Raw genomic sequence first — 18,365 nt, 5'->3', positions numbered from 1 at the left:
CGCGGGCCGGGCCGCGGGCCGGGCCTCGGGCCAAGCCGTGGACCGGGCCGGGTCGTGTCGGGGAGCCGGCCGGCCCGGGGCCGTTCAGGACAGCCCCAGTTCGTCGTCGAGGAGATCGAAGATCTCCTCGGCGGTCGCGGACTGGATCTGCCGCTCCTCGGCGGCGCTGTCCTGCGCACCGTGCGTTCCGTTCCACTGCGCGAGCAGGTCCCGCAGCCGGGACGTGATGCCGGCGCGTTCGACGTCGTCGGGGCCGACCGCCGCGAGGACCGCCTCGAGCCGGTCGAGTTCCGCGTGGACGGGCGGGCGTGCCTGGTCGCCCTGGCCGAGCCGGTCGCCGAGGTAGCGGGCGAGGGCGGTGGGCGACGGGTAGTCGAAGATGAGGGTGACCGGCAGCCGCAGTCCCGAGTGCGCGGTGAGCCGGTTGCGCAGGTCGACCGCCGTGAGGGAGTCGAAGCCCAGGTCGAGGAAGCCGCGGGAGGCGTCCACGTCGTCCGCCCCGCCGTGGCCGAGGACCGCGGCGACCTGGGTGCGGACCAGGTCCGTGAGCAGGCGGTCGCGGTCGCCGGCCGGGAGTCCGGCCAGGCGTGCCTCCAGCGAGCCCGTGGCATCGGCGCCGGGGCGCGTCGCGCCGTGGGCACCGGTGTCGGCGACGCGGCGGGCCGGGACGCGGACCAGGGAGCGCAGCAGCGGCGGCAGCGTGCCGTCGGCGGCCTGGGCGCGCAGTGCGGCCGGGTCGACGCGCATGGGGACGAGGACGGCGTCGTCGAGGGTGGTGGCGGTGTCGAAGAGGGCCAGTCCCTCGTCGGGTGCGAGGCCGAGGACGCCGGAGCGGGCCATCCTGCCGAGGTCCGTCTCGTCGAGGGCACCGGCCATGCCGCCCTCGGTGGCCCACAGGCCCCAGGCGAGGGAGGTGGCGGGCAGTCCGCGGGCGCGACGGTGCTGGGCGAGGGCGTCGAGGAAGGCGTTGGCGGCGGCGTAGTTGCCCTGGCCGGGCGCGCCGAAGGAGCCGGCGACGGAGGAGAAGAGGACGAAGGCGGTGACCGCGCCGCCTTCGGTGAGCTCGTGGAGGTTCCAGGCGGCGTCGGCCTTGGGGCGCAGGACGGTGTCGAGGCGCTGGGGGGTGAGGGAGTCGATGATGCCGTCGTCGAGGACACCGGCGGTGTGGACGACGGCGGTCAGCGGACGCCCGGCGGGGACGGCCGCCAGGACCGCCGCCAGCGCCTCACGGTCGGCGGCGTCGCATGCCGCCCACGTCACGGTCGCCCCCGACGCGACGATGTCGGCGGTCAGTTCGGCGGCACCGGGCGCGTCGGAGCCGCGCCGGCTGAGCAGCAGCAGGTGCCGTACGCCGTGCACCGCCACCAGGTGACGGGCCAGCAGGCCGCCCAGGGTGCCGGTGGCGCCGGTGACCAGCACCGTCCCGTCGGTGTCGAAGGCGGGGACCCCGGTCTCGGCGCCGTCTCGCGCGACGCGCCGCAGCCGGAAGGCGTGGGCCTCGCCCGCCCGCAGGGCGAACTGGGGTTCGTCGGTGGCGAGCGCCGCGGGCAGGGCCGCCAGGGAGGCGTCGGTGCCGTCGGTGTCGACGAGCACGAAACGCCCGGGGTTCTCCGACTGCGCCGAGCGCACCAGCCCCCAGACCGGGGTGTGGGCGAGGTCGGTGACGTGCTCGCCCTCGGCGGCCGCGACGGCTCCACGGGTGACGAGGACGAGCCGTGCGTCGTCCAGCCGCTGCTCGGCGAGCCAGTCCTTGACCAGGGCGAGGGCGTGGTGGGCGGCCGTCCGTGCGTCCGTCGCGGGCCCGCCGTCGTCCGCGGACGGCAGCGGTACGAGGACGACGTCCGGTGCCGGGGCGCCCGCCGCGAGCGCGGCGCGCAGCGCGGGGAGTCCGGGGTGGGTCTCCAGGGACTCGCCGCCGACGCGCAGGGCAGCGGCGTCCTCGCCGAGTACGGCCCAGCGCTCGCCCGCGGGGACCGCGGCGGCCGGCAGGGGCAGCCTGGTCCATTCGGCGGCGAACAGGGACTCGTGGTGGGCGGCCCGGTCGTCGCCGATCTGCCCGGCGGTGACGGGCCGCAGGACGAGGGACTCCACCGAGGCGACGGGCGCGCCCGCCGCGTCCGCCAGTTCCAGGGCCACTCCCCCGGACCCGGCGGGGGTCAGCCGGACGCGGATCGAGGCGGCGCCGACCGCGTGCAGCCGGACGCCGGTCCAGGCGAACGGCAGCCGGGCGCCTTCCGCCTCGCCGTCGGCGGGCTCGCGCAGGCCGATGGCGTGCAGGGTGGCGTCGAGCAGGGCGGGGTGGATGCCGTAGGCGGGGGCGTCGGTGGTGTGCTCCTCGGCGAGTGCAATCTCGGCGAACGTCTCGCCACCGCGCCGCCACGCGGAGCGCAGGCCCTGGAACGCCGGTCCGTAGCCGAGCCCGGCGGCTGCGGCGGCCGGGTAGAACTCCTCGGTGGGGACGGGTTCCGCGCCGGGCGGCGGCCACGCTGCCAGGTCGGACGGAGCCGTGGCAGCAGTGGTGGGCGCGAGGATTCCGGCGGCGTGCCGGGTCCACGGCGTGTCGGCGGGGGCGTCGGCGCGTCGTGCGTGCAGCGTCAGGCTCCGGCGGCCCGCCTCGTCGGGAGCCTCCACCGCCACCTGGAGCTGGATGGCGCCCTGCTCGGGAAGGATCAGCGGGGCCTCGACGGTGAGTTCCTCCAGCGTGTCGCAGCCGCACTCGGTACCGGCGCGCAGGGCGAGTTCCACGAAGGCCGAGCCGGGCAGCAGCACGGTGTCCATGACCGTGTGCTCGGCCAGCCAGGGGTGCGTGGACAGGGCCAGGCGTCCGGTCAGGACGAGCCCGTCGGACGCCGGGAGCGCGACGGCGGCGCCGAGCAGCGGGTGGTCGGCGGTGTCGAGTCCCGCGGCCAGGACGTCCTCGACACCGAGGCCCACGTCGAGCCAGTAGCGCTTGCGCTGGAAGGCGTAGGTGGGCAGGTCGACGCGCCGGGCGCCGGTTCCCGCGAAGTACGCCGCCCAGTCGACGGCGGCTCCGTGGACGTGGGCGCGGGCGAGGGCGGTGACGAGGGTCTCGGCCTCGGACCGGTCGCGACGCAGGACGGGGGCGAAGACCGCCTCGCCGCTCGCGTCGTCCTCGTCGCCGGTGACGCATTCCTGGGCCATCGCGGACAGCACGCCGTCGGGGCCGAGTTCGAGGTACGTGGTGACGCCGGCCGCTTCCAGGGCGCGGATTCCGTCGAGGAAGCGGACGGCCTCGCGGACGTGCCGGACCCAGAAGTCGGCGGAGCCCATCTCGTCGGTGACGACGGCCCCGGTGAGGTTCGAGACGACCGGGATGCGCGGGGCCTCGTAGACCAGGCCCTCGGCGACCTTGCGGAACTCGGCCAGCATGCCGTCCATGTGCGGGGAGTGGAAGGCGTGGCTGACGGTCAGGCGGGTGGACTTGCGGTCCGGGAAGCGCTCGACGAGCGCCGTGGCCGCGTCCTCGTCGCCGGCGACGACCACCGAGCGGGGGCCGTTGACCGCGGCGACGCTCACCCGGTCGTCCAGCAGCGGCAGGACCTCCTCCTCCGGGGCCTGCAGCGCGATCATCGAGCCACCGGCGGGGAGGGCCTGCATCAACCGGGCACGTGCGGCGACCAGTTCGGCGGCGTCCTGGAGCGACAGGACGCCCGCGACGTGGGCGGCGACGATCTCGCCGACGGAGTGTCCGCTGACGAAGTCGGGGGTCAGGCCGAGCGATGCGACGAGCCGGAACAGGGCCACCTCGACGGCGAAGAGCGCGGGCTGCGTGAACTCTGTACGGTCGAGAAGCTCCGCGTCCTGTCCGAACAGCACGTCCTTCAGCGGTACGTCGAGGTGCCGGTCGAGTTCGGCGCAGACCTCGTCGAGGGCGGCGGCGAACACCGGGTGCGCGGCGTACAGTTCGCGGCCCATGCCGGGTCGCTGGCTGCCCTGGCCGGTGAAGAGGAACGCCGTGCCGCCGGTGCGGGCGGTGCCGCGCAGCAGTCCGGCGGTGTCCTCGCCGCGGGCGAGGGCGTCCAGGCCGCGCAGGAGGCCGTCGCGGTCCGCGGCGACGAGCGCGGCGCGCTGTTCGAGCGCGGAGCGGGTCGTGGCCAGGGAGAGGGCGATGTCGGTGGTGCCCGGGGCGGTGTCGTCGCTCAGCTGCGTGTGCAGGCGGCGGGCCTGGGCGCGCAGCGCCTCCTCGCCGCGGGCCGACACGACCACGGGGACGAGGCTCGGCGCGGCCTCCGTCTCGGGCGCGGATACGGCGGCGGGAGCGGGGTCGGGGGCCTGCTCGATGATGGCGTGGGCGTTGGTGCCGCTGATGCCGAAGGAGGAGACCCCGGCCCGGCGCGGGCGGCCGGTCTCGGGCCAGGCCACCTGCTCGGTGAGCAGGGACACCGCGCCCGACGACCACTCGACGTGCGGGGTGGGCTCGTCGACGTGGAGGGTCTTCGGCACGACGCCGTGCCGCATCGCCATGACCATCTTGATGACGCCCGCGACGCCGGCGGCGGCCTGGGTGTGGCCGAGGTTGGACTTCACCGACCCGAGCAGCAGCGGGCGGTCGTCGGTGTGCTCCTGCCCGTAGGTGGCGAGCAGGGCCTGCGCCTCGATGGGGTCGCCGAGCGTGGTGCCGGTGCCGTGCGCCTCGACGACGTCGACGTCCTTCGCGGCGACTCCGGCGCCGGCGAGGGCGGCGCGGATGACGCGCTGCTGGGAGGGTCCGTTGGGCGCGGTCAGGCCGTTGCTCGCACCGTCCTGGTTGACGGCGGAGCCGCGCACGACCGCGAGGACCGGGTGGCCGTTGCGGCGGGCGTCGGAGAGGCGTTCCAGCAGGAGCATGCCGGCGCCCTCGCCCCAGCCGGTGCCGTCGGCGGCGGCCGCGAACGACTTGCAGCGGCCGTCGGCGGCCAGGCCGCGCTGGCGGCTGAACTCGATGAAGGTGCCCGGGGTGAACATCACCGTCACGCCGCCCGCAAGGGCCAACGAGCACTCGCCGCGCCGCAGGGCCTGCGCGGCCAGGTGGAGGGCGACCAGCGAGGACGAGCACGCGGTGTCGACGGTGACCGCGGGACCCTCCAGGCCGAAGGTGTAGGCGACACGCCCGGAGACGACGCTGCTGGAGCTGCCGGTGCCGAGGTAGCCCTCGACCACGTCGGGCACGGCGTGCAGGCGCGCGCCGTAGTCGTGGTACATCACGCCGGCGAAGACGCCGGTGCTGCTGCCCCGTACGGAGGACGGCGCGATGCCGGCCCGCTCGAAGGCCTCCCAGGTGGTCTCCAGGAGCAGCCGCTGCTGCGGGTCCATGGCCAGCGCCTCGCGCGGCGAGATGCCGAAGAAGTGCGCGTCGAAGTCGGCGGCGTCGTGGAGGAAGCCGCCCGCGCGGGCGTAGCTGGTGCCCCGGCTCTCGGGGTCGGGGTCATACAGCGCCTCGGTGTCCCAGCCGCGGTTGCGCGGCAGGGGTGTGATGCCGTCCGCGCCGGCCGTCAGCAGCTCCCACAGGTCCTCGGGGCTGCGGACGCCTCCGGGGTAGCGGCAGCTCATCGCCACGACGGCGATCGGCTCGTCGTCGGCGGCCACGGGTGCCGGGGTGGTTCCGCCGGACGCCGCGGCGGTGTCGCCGGTCAGTTCGGCGCGCAGGTGGCGGGCGAGAACGGTGGGGTCGGGGTAGTCGAAGATCAGCGTCGCGGGCAGGCGCAGCGCGGTCGCGGCGGCCAGCCGGTTGCGCAGCTCGACGGCGGTCAGCGAGTCGAAGCCGAGTTCCTTGAAGGCGCGGCCGGGCTCGACGGACGCCGCTCCCGTGTGCCCGAGCGTCGCGGCGACCTCGGTACGGACCAGGTCGAGCACGGCGCGGTCCCGCTCGGCCGCGGGGAGCGCGGAGAGCCGGGCCCGCAGCTCGGACTGGGCCGCCCCGGTGGCGGCGGAGGCGTCGACGGTACGCCGGGCCACGCCGCGCACGAGGCCGCGCAGCAGCGGGGCGAGGGTTCCGGCCGCCGCCAGGGAGCGCAGCGCCCCGGCGTCGACGCGCATGAGGGCGAGGGACGCCTCGGGCAGGGTGAGCGCGGTGTCGAACAGCTCCAGGCCGTCGGTGGCCGTCAGCGGCGGCAGCCCGGCGCGGCGCATGCGGTTGACGTCGGTGGCGTCGAGGGCCCCGGCCATGCCGTCGGCGACGTCCCACAGGCCCCAGGCCGTCGCGGTCGCGGGCAGGCCGCGTGCGTGGCGGTGCCGGGCGAGGGCGTCGAGGAAGGCGTTGGCGGCGGCGTAGTTGGCCTGTCCGGGGCCGCCGAAGAGCCCGGAGGTGGACGAGAACAGCACGAACGCCGTCAAGTCCGCGTCCTGGGTGAGCTCGTGCAGGTGGAGGGCGGCGTCGACCTTGGGGCGCAGGACGGCGGAGAGCCGCTGCGGGGTCAGCGAGGAGACGACGCCGTCGTCAAGGACGCCGGCGGTGTGCACGACACCGGTCAGCGGGTGCTCGGCGGGGATCCCGTCGAGGACGTCGGCGAGGGCGTCCCGGTCGGCGACGTCGCACGCGGCCCAGGTCGCCTCGGCACCGGAGGCGGCGAGGTCCGCGACGAGCGCGGCGGCGCCGGGCGCCTCCGCGCCGCGCCTGCCGACGAGCAGCAGCCGCCGCACGCCGTGGCGGCCGGCCAGGTGCCGGGCGACGAGGCCGCCGAGCGCGCCGGTGGCGCCGGTGACGAGCACCGTGCCGTCGGGCCCGAAGGCGGGGCCGCGGTCGCGGGCGTCGTCGTCCCCGCCAGTCGTACGGTTCTCGGCGCGTGCCAGGCGCGGCACGAGTACGGTGCCGCCGCGCAGGGCGAACCGCTCCTCGTCACTGGTCAGGGCCGCCTGCAGGCCGTGGCGGGTGCTGTCGTGTCCGTCGGCGTCGATGTCGATGTCGATGTCGACGAGGGCGATCCGGCCCGGGTTCTCGGTCTGCGCGGAGCCGAGCAGGCCCCACACGGTCGCCGCGACCAGGTCGTCCACGCCGGGCGTGTCGGCAGCCATCGCGCCCCGGGTCACGACCACCAGGCGGGAGGCGGCGAAGCGGTCGTCCGCAAGCCAGGCCTGGGCGAGGGCGAGGGCGTCGTGCGCGGCCTCGTGGACGACCGGCGCGGGGACGGTCCCCGGGTGGACGGCGAGGACGGTGACGACCTCGTCCGGGACGGCCGCCCCCGCGTCGACGGCCGCGGCCAGCGCCGCGAGGCCGGGGTGGGTGTCCGCGTCCGTGCCGGCGAGCAGGGCGCGGGCCGCGTCGCCGAGGGCGGCCCAGCGGACCGGGGAGCCGTCGGTGAGGACGGCCGGGCCCGGCAGTTCGGTCCACCGGGTCCGGAAGACGGACTCGTGGTGGGCGGGGCGGGTGGCGAGCTGACCGGCCGTCACGGGGCGCAGCCCCAGGGACTCGACGCTCGCCACGAGCGCTCCGGAGGCGTCCGCGATCTCCAGCCGGACGCCCTCGGCGCCGGCCGGGGTCAGACGTACCCGCAGCGCGGCGGCGCCGCCCGCGTGCAGGGACACCCCGCTCCAGGCGAACGGCAGGCGTCCCTGGCCGTCGGCGGCGCCGATGCCGCCGAGGCCGATGGCGTGCAGGGCCGCGTCGAGCAGGGCCGGGTGCAGTCCGAAGCGGCGGGCCTCCTCCTCGACGCCCTGGGGCAGCCTGACCTCGGCGAAGACCTCGTCGTCGCGCTGCCACGCGGCGTGCAGGCCGCGGAAGGTGGGCCCATAGGCGAAACCGATGGCGTCGAGTCCCTCGTACCGGCCGTCCAGGTCCAGCGGGCGGGCTCCGGCCGGGGGCCAGGCGGTGAGGTCGGCGGCGGCCGGCGGCCGGCCCCCCTCGCCGAGCACACCGGCGGCGTGCCGCGTCCACGGTTCCTCGGCGGCGCCCTCGGGGCGCGAGTGCAGGGCGAGCGGACGGCGTCCTGCCTGGTCGGCGGCGCCGACCCACAGCCGCAGTTGGATGCCGCCGGTCTCGGGCAGCACCAGCGGCGCCTCGAGGGTCAGTTCCTCCAGCAGGTCGCAGCCGAGCTGGTCGCCGGCGCGGATCGCGAGCTCGACGAAGGCCGTGCCGGGCAGCAGGACGCTGCCGAGGATGGCGTGGTCGGCCAGCCAGGGGTGGGTGGCCAGGGCGAGCCGTCCGGCGAACACCATCCCGTCGGACTCCGGGAGGGCGACCCCGGCGCTCAGCAGCGGGTGCGCGGTGTCGTCGAGGCCGATCGCCTCGACGTCGCCGAGGTAGAGGGAGGGCAGGGCCGGCCAGTAGCGCTGCCGCTGGAAGGCGTAGGTGGGCAGGTCGACGCGCCGGGCACCGGTGCCGGCGAAGTACGCCTGCCAGTCGACCGCGACGCCCCGGGTGTGGGCGTGGGCGAGGGCGGTGGTGACGATCTCGGCCTCAGGGCGGGTGGAGCGCAGGACGGGGACGAAGGCCGCGCCTTCCCCGGTCACGCACTCCTGGGCCATCGCGGACAGCACACCGTCCGGGCCGAGTTCGAGGTACGTGGTGACGCCCACGGCCTCCAGCGCGCGGACGCCGTCCAGGAAGCGCACGGCCTCACGGACGTGGCGGACCCAGAACTCGGGCGAGGTCATCGCGTCGGTGACGACGGTGCCGGTCAGGTTGGAGACGACCGGGATGCACGGCGCCTCGAAGGACAGCCGGGACACCACCTCGCGGAAGGCGTCGAGCATGCCGTCCATGTGCGGGGAGTGGAAGGCGTGGCTGACCGTCAGCCGCTTCGACCGGCGGTCCGCGAAGAGCTCCACGACCGCCGTGACGGCGTCCTCGTCGCCGGCGATCACCACCGACCCCGGTCCGTTGACGGCGGCGACGCTCACCCGGTCCGTCAGCAGCGGCAGGACCTCGTCCTCCGACGCCTGCAGCGCGATCATCACGCCACCGGCCGTGGGCAGCGCCTGCATCAAACGACCGCGCGCCGCCACCAGCGTGCACGCGTCCTCCAGCGAGAACACCCCGGCGACATGCGCGGCGGCGATCTCACCGATGGAGTGACCGGAGAGAAAGTCCGGCTTCACCCCCCAGCTCTCCAGCAGCCGGAACAGCGCCACCTCGACGGCGAACAACGCGGGCTGCGTGAACTCCGTACGGTCGAGAAGCTCCGCGTCCTCCCCGAACAACACCTCTCGCATAGGTACTTCGAGGTGCGGGTCCAGATGGGCGCACACCGCGTCCAGCGCGTCCGCGAACACCGGGTGCGCGGCGTACAGCTCCCGGCCCGTGCCGAGCCGCTGGCTGCCCTGGCCCGTGAACAGGAACGCGAGCTTGCCGGCCGCCGGGGAGTCCGTCACGACCTGCGCGGCGGGCCGGCCGTCCGCCAGCGAGGCGAGCCCGGCGAGCAGTCCCGCACGGTCGTCGGCGACGACCGCCGCGCGCCGTTCGAAGGTGGTGCGGCCCGTGGCGAGGGACAGGCCCAGGTCCTCCGGGCGCAGAGCAGGGTCGGCCTCGGCGCGGGTGTGGAGGCGTCGCGCCTGGTCGCGCAGTGCCTCGTCGTCCTTGGCGGAGAGCACCCACGGCACCACGCCGGGACGGTACGTCGCGGGGGCGGCGGACTCCGCGGTCTCCGGGGCCTGTTCGACGATGGTGTGGGCGTTGGTGCCGCTGATGCCGAACGACGAGACGCCGGCCCGCCGGGGCCGCCCGGTCTCGGGCCACTCCCGTGCGTCGGTGAGCAGGCTGATGTCGCCCGCCGTCCAGTCGACGTGCGGGGTGGGCTCGTCCACGTGCAGGGTCGCCGGGAGCACGCCGTGCTCCATGGCGAGCACCATTTTGATGATGCCCGCGACACCGGCCGCGGCCTGCGTGTGCCCGAGGTTGGACTTGACGGACCCCAGGAACAGGGGCTGTTCGGGCGAGCGGTCCTGGCCGTAGGTGGCCAGCAGCGCCTGCGCCTCGATGGGGTCGCCGAGCGTGGTGCCGGTGCCGTGCGCCTCGACGGCGTCCACGTCGCCGGCCGCCAGACCGGCGCTCGCCAGGGCCTGCCGGATCACCCGCTGCTGGGACGGGCCGTTGGGAGCCGTGAGGCCGTTGCTGGCGCCGTCCTGGTTCACGGCCGAGCCCCGTACGAGCGCGAGGACCGGGTGGCCGTTGCGCCGCGCGTCCGACAGCCGCTCGACGAGCAGCATGCCGACGCCCTCGCCCCAGCCCGTGCCGTCGGCCGCGGCGGCGAAGGCCTTGATCCGGCCGTCCTCGGCCAGGCCCCGCTGGCGGCTGAAGTCGATGAAGGAGGCGGGCGTGGACATCACGGTGACGCCGCCCGCCAGGGCCATGGAGCACTCGCCGGCCCGCAGTGCCTGCATCGCCCAGTGCAGGGCGACCAGCGACGACGAGCAGGCGGTGTCGACGGTCACCGCCGGGCCCTCCAGCCCGAGGACGTAGGAGATGCGGCCGGAGACCACGCTCGCGGTGTTGCCGGTGCCGATGAAGCCCTCGGCGCCGCCGGGGGCGGCCAGGATGACGTTCAGGTAGTCCTGGCCGTTGGTGCCGGTGAAGACGCCGATCTGCTCGCCGCGGACGGTCGTGGGGTCGATGCCGGCGCGCTCGAAGGCCTCCCAGGACGTCTCCAGCAGCAGCCGCTGCTGCGGGTCCATGGCCAGCGCCTCACGCGGCGAGATCCCGAAGAACGCGGGGTCGAAGTCAGCCGCGTCCTGGAGGAACCCGCCCTCGCGGACGTAGCTGGTGTCGCCGGCGGCCTCGGGGTCGTAGAGGCCGTCGAGGTCCCAGCCGCGGTCGGCGGGGAAGCCGGTGACGGCGTCGCGGCCGCCGGCGAGGAGCTGCCACAGGTCCTCGGGGCTGCGGACGCCGCCGGGGAAGCGGCAGCTCATCGCGACGATGGCGATGGGGTCGTCGTCGGCGACCGGGACGGCGGTGACGGGGGCGCGGCGGGCCGCGTCCGTGACCTGGCCGCCGAGCACCTCGCCGCGGAGGAAGTCGGCGAGGGTGTGGGAGTTGGGGTAGTCGAAGATCAGCGTGGCGGGCAGCCGCAGGCCGGTGCGGGCGGCGAGGCGGTTGCGGATCTCCACGGCGGTGAGCGAGTCGAAGCCGAGGTCCCGGAAGGCGGTGCCGGGGTCGACGGACTCAGGTCCGGCGTGGCCGAGGACGGCCGCGACCTGGGCGCGGACGAACTCCAGGGCGAGTGCGTCGCGTTCGCCTTCCGGGGCGCCGGCCAGCCGGTGGGCGAACGTGTCGCTGTCGCCCGCGGGGTCGGCGGCCGTCCCGGGCGCGGCGGCGAGCGCCTGCGCGGCCTCGGGGAGGTCGGCGATCAGCGGGCAGGGGCGTACGGAGGCGAGGCCGGGGGCGAGCCGTTGCCAGTCGATGTCGGCGACGACGGCGGAGGTCTCGTCCAGGGCGAGCGACGAGCGCAGCGCCGCGAGGGCGAGGTCGGGCGGGAGCGCGGGCAGGCCCGCGAGCCGCAGCCGCTCGGTGACGAGTTCCCCGGTGGCCATGCCGCCCTCGGCCCAGGCGCCCCAGGCGAGCACCGTGGCGGGCAGGCCGTCGGCGCGCCGCTGCTCGGCGAGGGCGTCCAAGTGGGCGTTGGCGGCCGCGTAGTTGGCCTGTCCCGCGGCGCCGAAGGTGGAGGCGACGGAGGAGAACAGCACGAACGCGGACAGGTCGAGGTCGCGCGTCAGCTCGTGCAGGACCTGCGCGGCGTGCGCCTTGGGCCGCAGGACGTCCGCGAGACGGCGCGGCGTCATGGCGTCCAGGACGCCGTCGTCGAGGACGCCCGCGGCGTGGACGACGGTGGTCAGGGGGTGCTCGGCGGGGATGCCCGCGAGCAGTGCGGCGACCGCCTCGCGGTCGGCGACGTCGCAGGCCGCGAAGGTGACCTCGGCGCCCAGGGCGTTCAGTTCGGCGGCGAGTTCGCCGGTGCCCTCGGCGTCCGCGCCGCGGCGGCTGACCAGCAGGAGGTGGCCGGCGCCGGCGCGGGCGAGCAGGCGGGCGACATGCCGGCCGAGGGCTCCGGTGCCGCCGGTGACCAGGGCGGTGCCGGAGGTGGTCCACTCGGCGGCGGGGGCCTCCTGGCGGGCGGCGCGGGCCAGCCTGCGGACGAGGACCCCGGTGGAGCGCACGGCGAGGTGGTCCTCGGTGCCCGCGCCGCCAAGTATGTCGGCGAGCCTGCCGGCGGCGCGGTCGTCGGCCGTCTGCGGCAGGTCGATCAGGCCGCCCCAGCGGCCGGGCAGTTCGAGTGCGGCGGTGCGGCCGAGGCCCCAGACCGCGGCCTGGGCGGTGCCGGCGAGGCGGTCGGAGCGGCCCGTGGAGACCGCGCCCCGGGTGGCGTTCCACAGCGGCGCCTCGGCTCCGGCGTCGCCGAGCGCCTGGACGAGGGCGGCGGTGGCGGCGAGCCCGGCAGGCAGCGCCGGGTCCTCGGGGTGCGGCCGCTCGTCGAGGGCGAGCAGGGACAGGACGCCGGCGAACTCGACGGAAGCCGTGCCGTCCTCCTCCAGGCGCCGGGCGACGGCCGCGCGGTCGTCGGCGGCGGGGTCGAGGACGAGCGTGCGCACGCCGGCGCCGCGCGCGGTCAGGATCTCCCGGGCGGCGCGCGCCCACGGGTCGTCCTCGTGCGCGGCGGGCAGCACGAGCAGCCACTGCCCGGTGAGCCGTCCGGGCGGCAGGCCGGTCAGCGGCTTCCACTGGACGCGGTAGCGCCACTGGTCGATCCGGTCGCTGTCGCGGTGGCGGCGGTGCCAGGCGGACAGGGCGGGCAGCACGGCGCTGAGCGGCTGGTCGCCGTCGATGCCGAGGGTGTCGGCGAGGGCGGCCAGGTCCTCGCTGTCGACGACCTCCCAGAACCTGGCGTCGGTGGCGGAGGGCCGGCCGTCCTCGGGGAGTTCCGTCAGGTAGGAGAAGGCGTCGCGCGGCCAGTACGCCTCGCGCTGGAAGGCGTAGGTCGGCAGGTCGACGCGGCGGGCGCCGGTGCCGGCGAACAGCGCGGTCCAGTCCGGGGAGTGCCCGCGCGCGTGGGCGCCGGCGACGGCCGCCACCAGCGACCGAACCTCGGAACGGCCGGTGCGCAGCGCGGGCAGGAAGGCCGCGGCCCGGTGCCCGGTGGCGGTCCGGCACTCCTCGCCGAGCGCTGACAGGACTCCCCCGGGGCCGAGTTCGAGGTACGTGGTGACGCCCCGGCCCTCCAGGCGGCGGATGCCGTCGAGGAAGCGGACGGCCTCGCGCACGTGGCGCACCCAGTAGTCCGCGGAGGCCATGTCCTCGCCGGCCAGGTTGCCGGTGACGTGGGAGACGACCGCGATGCGGGGCGCCTGGAACGTCAGCCGCGCCACGACCTCCCGGAAGGCGTCGAGCATGCCGTCCATGTGCGGGGAGTGGAAGGCGTGGCTGACCGTCAGGCGCTTGGACCGCCTGCCCTCGAACCGCGCCACGACGGCGTCGGCCGCGTCCTCGTCGCCGGCGATGACGACCGCGCGGGGGCCGTTGGCGGCGGCGATGCCCACCCGGTCGGTGAGCAGCGGCAGGACCTCGTCCTCCGACGCCTCGAGCGCGACCATCACACCGCCGGCCGGCAGGGCCTGCATCAGCCGGCCGCGGGCGGCGACGAGCGTGCACGCGTCCTCCAGCGAGAACACGCCGGCCACATGCGCGGCGGCGATCTCGCCGATGGAGTGGCCCGCCAGGTAGTCGGGACGGAGGCCCCAGGATTCGACCAGCCGGAACAGGGCCACCTCGACCGCGAACAGCGCCGGCTGGGTCCACTCCGTCCGGTCGAGCAGGTCGGCGTCGTCCCCGAACAGCACGTCCCTCAGCGGCCGGTCGAGGTGCGCGTCCAGATGCGCGCACACCGCGTCCAGCGCCTGCGCGAACGCCGGGTACGTCTCGTACAGCTCCCGGCCCATGCCGAGCCGCTGGCTGCCCTGGCCGGTGAAGAGGAAGGCGAGCTTGCCCTCGCCGGCGCTTCCCTCGACGACGTCGGCAGAGGTGCCCGCTTCGGCCAGCGCCGCGAGCCCGGCGAGCAGGCCGTCGCGGTCCTCGGCGACGACCGCGGCGCGGCGGTCGAGGGCGGCCCGGGTGAGCGCCTGCGAGTACGCGACGTCGGCGATGCGGAGGTCCGGGCGGGCGGTGACGTGGGCGTGCAGCGCGGCGGCCTGCGCGCGCAGGACGGCCTCGGTCCGGCCGGACAGGACGACGGGCAGGACGGCCGGCGCGGTCGTCTGGCGGATGGGATCAACGGGTTCGGCCGGGTCGGACGCGGTCTCGGCGCCCTCCAGGATGATGTGCGCGTTGGTGCCGCTCATGCCGAAGGACGAGACACCGATGCGGCGCGGCCGGTCGCCCTCGGGCCAGGGGCGCGCCTCGGCGAGCAGCGACACCTCTCCCGCCTCCCAGTCGACGTGCGGCGTCGGCTCGGTCAGGTGGAGGAGGCGCGGCAGCACGCCGTGCCGCATCGCCATCACGCTCTTGATGACGCCCGCCACGCCGGCGGCGGCCTGCGCATGGCCGATGTTCGTCTTGAGCGAGCCGACCCACAGCGGCTCGCCGTCGGCGCGGTCCTGGCCGTAGGTGGCGATCAGCGCCTGCGCCTCGATGGGGTCGCCGAGGCTGGTGCCGGTGCCGTGCGCCTCGACGGCGTCGACCTCGTCGGGGGTGAGCCGGGCGTTGGAGAGCGCCTGCAGGATGACGCGCTGCTGCGAGGGGCCGTTGGGCGCGGTGAGGCCGTTGCTGGCGCCGTCCTGGTTCACGGCGGACCCGCGGACCACGGCGAGGACGGGGTGGCCCTTGCGGCGGGCGTCGGACAGCCGCTCCACCAGGAGCACGCCGACGCCCTCGGCGAGGCTGAAGCCGTCGGCCTCCGGGGAGAACGCCTTGCAGCGGCCGTCGTCGGCGAGGCCGCGCTGCTTGCTGTAGTCGACGAACGTGCCGGGGGCGGACATCAGCGTGGCGCCGCCGGCGAGCGCGAGCGTGCACTCGCCGTTGCGCAGCGCCTGGACGGCCAGGTGGAGGGCGACCAGCGAGGACGAGCAGGCGGTGTCGACGGTGAGCGCCGGTCCCTCGAGGCCGAGGGTGTAGGAGAGCCGGCCGGAGGCGACGCTCGCCGCGTTGCCGATGCCGATGTAGCCCTCGATGTTCTCCGACGAGCTGAGCAGCGCCGCGAGGTAGTCGTGGTTGCTGGTGCCGACGAAGACGCCGACCTGCTTGCCGCGCATGGACGTCGGGTCGATGCCGGCCCGCTCGAACGCCTCCCACGACGTCTCCAGCAGCAGCCGCTGCTGCGGGTCCATGGCCAGCGCCTCACGCGGCGAGATCCCGAAGAGCGACGGGTCGAAGCGGGCGATGTCGGAGACGAAGCCGCCCTGGTCGGCGTAGCTGGTGCCCGGGTGGTCGGGGTCCGGGTGGAACACCGCCTCCAGGTCCCAGCCGCGGTCCGCGGGGAAACCGGAGATCGCGTCGACGCCCTCGGCGGCGATCCGCCAGAGGTCCTCGGGGGAGGTCGCGCCGCCGGGGTAGCGGCACGCCATGCCCACGATGGCGATGGGTTCCTGGCTCTTGGCCTCGGCCTCGCGCAGCCGCTGACGCGTCTGATGCAGATCCGCCGTCACCAGCTTCAGGTAGTCCCGCAGCGTCTCTTCGTTCGCCATTTAACGCAACCACCTATTTGCCGCGGGCGCCGTCAGAAAATTATCGGAAAGCCGGGAATCGCATCTGGTATTCAGCCGCCTCTTCGGTGATCAAATCGGCTGGCCAGCGGCCAGAATATTCAGCTCGCGATTCCGCGGACAACCCCTAACGGCCCCCTACACACCCCTGCATCGCAGGTTGCACGGGTCATGGCCACCGTGCGGCAATTCAAAGGGTGTCGACCATGGTGACCGGCGGAGGACACCGCCGTCAATAATGTTCCGCCATCTGTTCCGTAATTCCCGGGCCGGACGGGACGGCGGCGGCCCCGGATTCGGTAATTCGGGGACCCCGAAGGGGCCGGGGGGCCGCTGCACCGGGGAACCCCGGGGGCCGGGCCGCCACTGGGCGGCGGCCCGGCCCCCGGACCGCGGTTCAGGCGCGGCCGAGCCCCTTGTTGATGAACGCGAACAGCTCCTCGTCGCTGGCGTCCTGGAGCTGCGCCACCTCGTCCAGCACACCGTCGGGCGAGCCCGCCCCGGCACCGTCCTCGGCCTCCGCCGCCACCGGCACCGCCGGACCGGCCGGCTCCGGCTCGTCGCTCTCGTTCCACTTGGCCAGCAGCGACTGCAGCCGCATCGTCACCCGGGCCCGTACGACGTTGTCGCCGGTCCCCCGCTGCAGCACGGCCTCCAGCCTGTCCAGTTCCTCCAGCAGCGGCGCCCCGCCCGCAGCGGCGTCGGGCACGACACCGGCGCGCAGGAAACCGGCGACGGCGGCCGGCGTCGGGTGGTCGAAGACCAGGCTGGCGGGCAGCTTGAGCCCGCTCACGGCCCCGAGGCGGTTGCGGAGTTCGACCGAGGTGAGCGAGTCGAAGCCCAGTTCCTTGAACGCCCGGTTCGCCTCCACGGCCGACAGGTCCGCGTGGCCCAGGACGGCGGCGACGGCGGTGCGGACGAGGTCGAGGAGCAGCCGTTCCTGCTCGGCCTCGGGGAGCCCGCCGAGCTGCTTGGCGAGCGGCACGCCCCCCGCCAGGTCGTCGGCGGACTCGCGCTCGGCGGACTCGATCACGCGCCGGGCTTCGGGGAGTTGGCCCAGCAGCGGCCGGTCGCGGTCCGCGGTGAAGGCGAGGGTGAAGCGCTTCCAGTCCATGTCGGCGACGGTCAGCGTCGTCTCGTCCCGGTCCAGCGCGTGCTGCAGGGCGGACAGGGTGCGCTCCGGCGCCATCGTCAGGATGCCGTGGCGGCGCATGCGGTCGCCGACCGCGCTGCTGTCGCCCTTGCCGCTGCCCCAGGGGCCCCAGGCCACGGACGTGGCGGGGAGGCCGGCCGCCCTGCGGTGCTCGGCGAACGCGTCCAGGAAGGCGTTGCCCGGCGCTTGGTTGCCCTGGCCGGGCGCGCCGAAGGTGGCGGCGAAGGAGGAGAAGAGCACGAACGCCGAGAGGTCGAGGTCGCGGGTCAGCTCGTGCAGGTGCAGCGTCGCGTCGACCTTGACGCGCAGCACCGCCTCCACCTGCTCGGGGCTCAGCGCCTCGATGACCCCGTCGTCCACCGCCGCGGCCGCGTGGACGACGGCGGTCAGGGGGCGGTCGGCGGGGATGGCTTCGAGGAGCGCGGCGAGGGCGTCGCGGTCGGCGACGTCGCAGGCGGCGACGGTCACTTCCGTGCCCAGCGCGGTCAGTTCGTCGCGCAGATCAGTGGCGCCGGGGGCGTCGACGCCCCGGCGGTTCGCGAGCAGGAGGTGGTGGGCGCCGTTGGACGCGAGCCAGCGGGCGACGTGCGCGCCGAGCGCGCCCGTACCGCCGGTGACCAGCACCGTGCCCTGCGGTCGCCACTCACGGACGGTGCTGGTCTCCGCGAGGCGCGCGCGCACCAGACGACGGCCGAGGATCCCGGAAGCTCTCAGTGCGACCTGGTCCTCCGCGCCGTCACCACCGAGGACACCCGCCAGGCGCGCCAGCGTACGGTCGTCCGCGGTGTCCGTGCCGGGCAGGTCGACGAGGCCGCCCCAGCGGCCGCCCTGCTCCATGGAGGCGACCCGGCCGAGACCCCAGATCAGCGCCTGGGCGGGATCGGTCACCTGCTCGGAGCGGCCGGTGGCGACCGCGCCGCGGGTGACGCACCACAGCGGGGCGGTCACCTCGGCGTCGCCGAGTGCCTGGACGAACGCGAGTTCACCGGCGAACGCGCCCTCGCCGCCGAGGGCGAGGAGGGAGAGGACGCCACTGGGCGCGGTGCCGTCGAGCGCGGCCTTCACGGTCGCCGTCAGCTGCTCGCGGTCGGCCGTGCCGTGCTCGACGCGCACGGCACGCACCTGCGCCCCGCGCTCGGCGAGCGTGCGCTCGACGGCGGCCGCCCACTCCTCGTCGGTGCCGGTGAGCGTGTCGGGGACGGTGAGCAGCCAGGTGCCGGTCAGGTGGGCGGAGGCGGGCTCGGGCACCGGCTTCCACGTGACGCGGTAGCGCCAGCCGTCGACGGTGGACTGCTCACGGCTCTGCCGGCGCCACGAGGACAGACCGGGCAGGACATCGCCCAACGAACCGATCGCTTCCGGGGTGTCCAGAGCGAGGGTGCCCGCGAGGGCTTCGAGGTCCTCGCGTTCGACGGCCTCCCAGAAGCGTGCGTCGACCGTGTTCTCCACCGGCGCGTCGGCCTCGGAACGCGCGGTGATCTCGGGCCAGAACCGCTGCGGCTGGAAGGCGTAGGTGGGGAGGTCGACGTGGCGCGCGCCGGTCCCGGCGAAGACCGCCTGCCAGTCCACGGACGCGCCGTGCACGTAGGCCTCA

General features: G+C 75.6%; 2 protein-coding genes. Both read right to left on the bottom strand.

The window, feature by feature from the left end; genetic code table 11:
- Positions 1–84: 84 nt before the first annotated feature.
- Positions 85–15,600: a type I polyketide synthase gene (locus tag ACFZAU_RS40860; protein WP_500556445.1), complete on the bottom strand. Its 15,516-nt coding sequence runs from the start codon at positions 15,598–15,600 to the stop codon at positions 85–87.
- 415 nt (positions 15,601–16,015) lie between these two features.
- A partial coding sequence (locus tag ACFZAU_RS40855) for an SDR family NAD(P)-dependent oxidoreductase (protein ID WP_500556444.1) occupies positions 16,016–18,365 on the bottom strand: 2,350 nt, incomplete at its 5' end.

Origin of the sequence: Streptomyces sp. NPDC008238, from assembly GCF_042956445.1 — a bacterium.
Classification (GTDB): domain Bacteria; phylum Actinomycetota; class Actinomycetes; order Streptomycetales; family Streptomycetaceae; genus Actinacidiphila.
The sequence above is the reverse complement of the archived record's forward strand: the minus strand, read 5'-3'. Positions and strand labels throughout refer to the sequence as shown.

Excerpts from the sequence above, each read along its gene's own strand:
- ACFZAU_RS40860 (WP_500556445.1), bottom strand. The coding sequence starts at position 15,600 with ATGGCGAACGAAGAGACGCTGCGGGACTACCTGAAGCTGGTGACGGCG.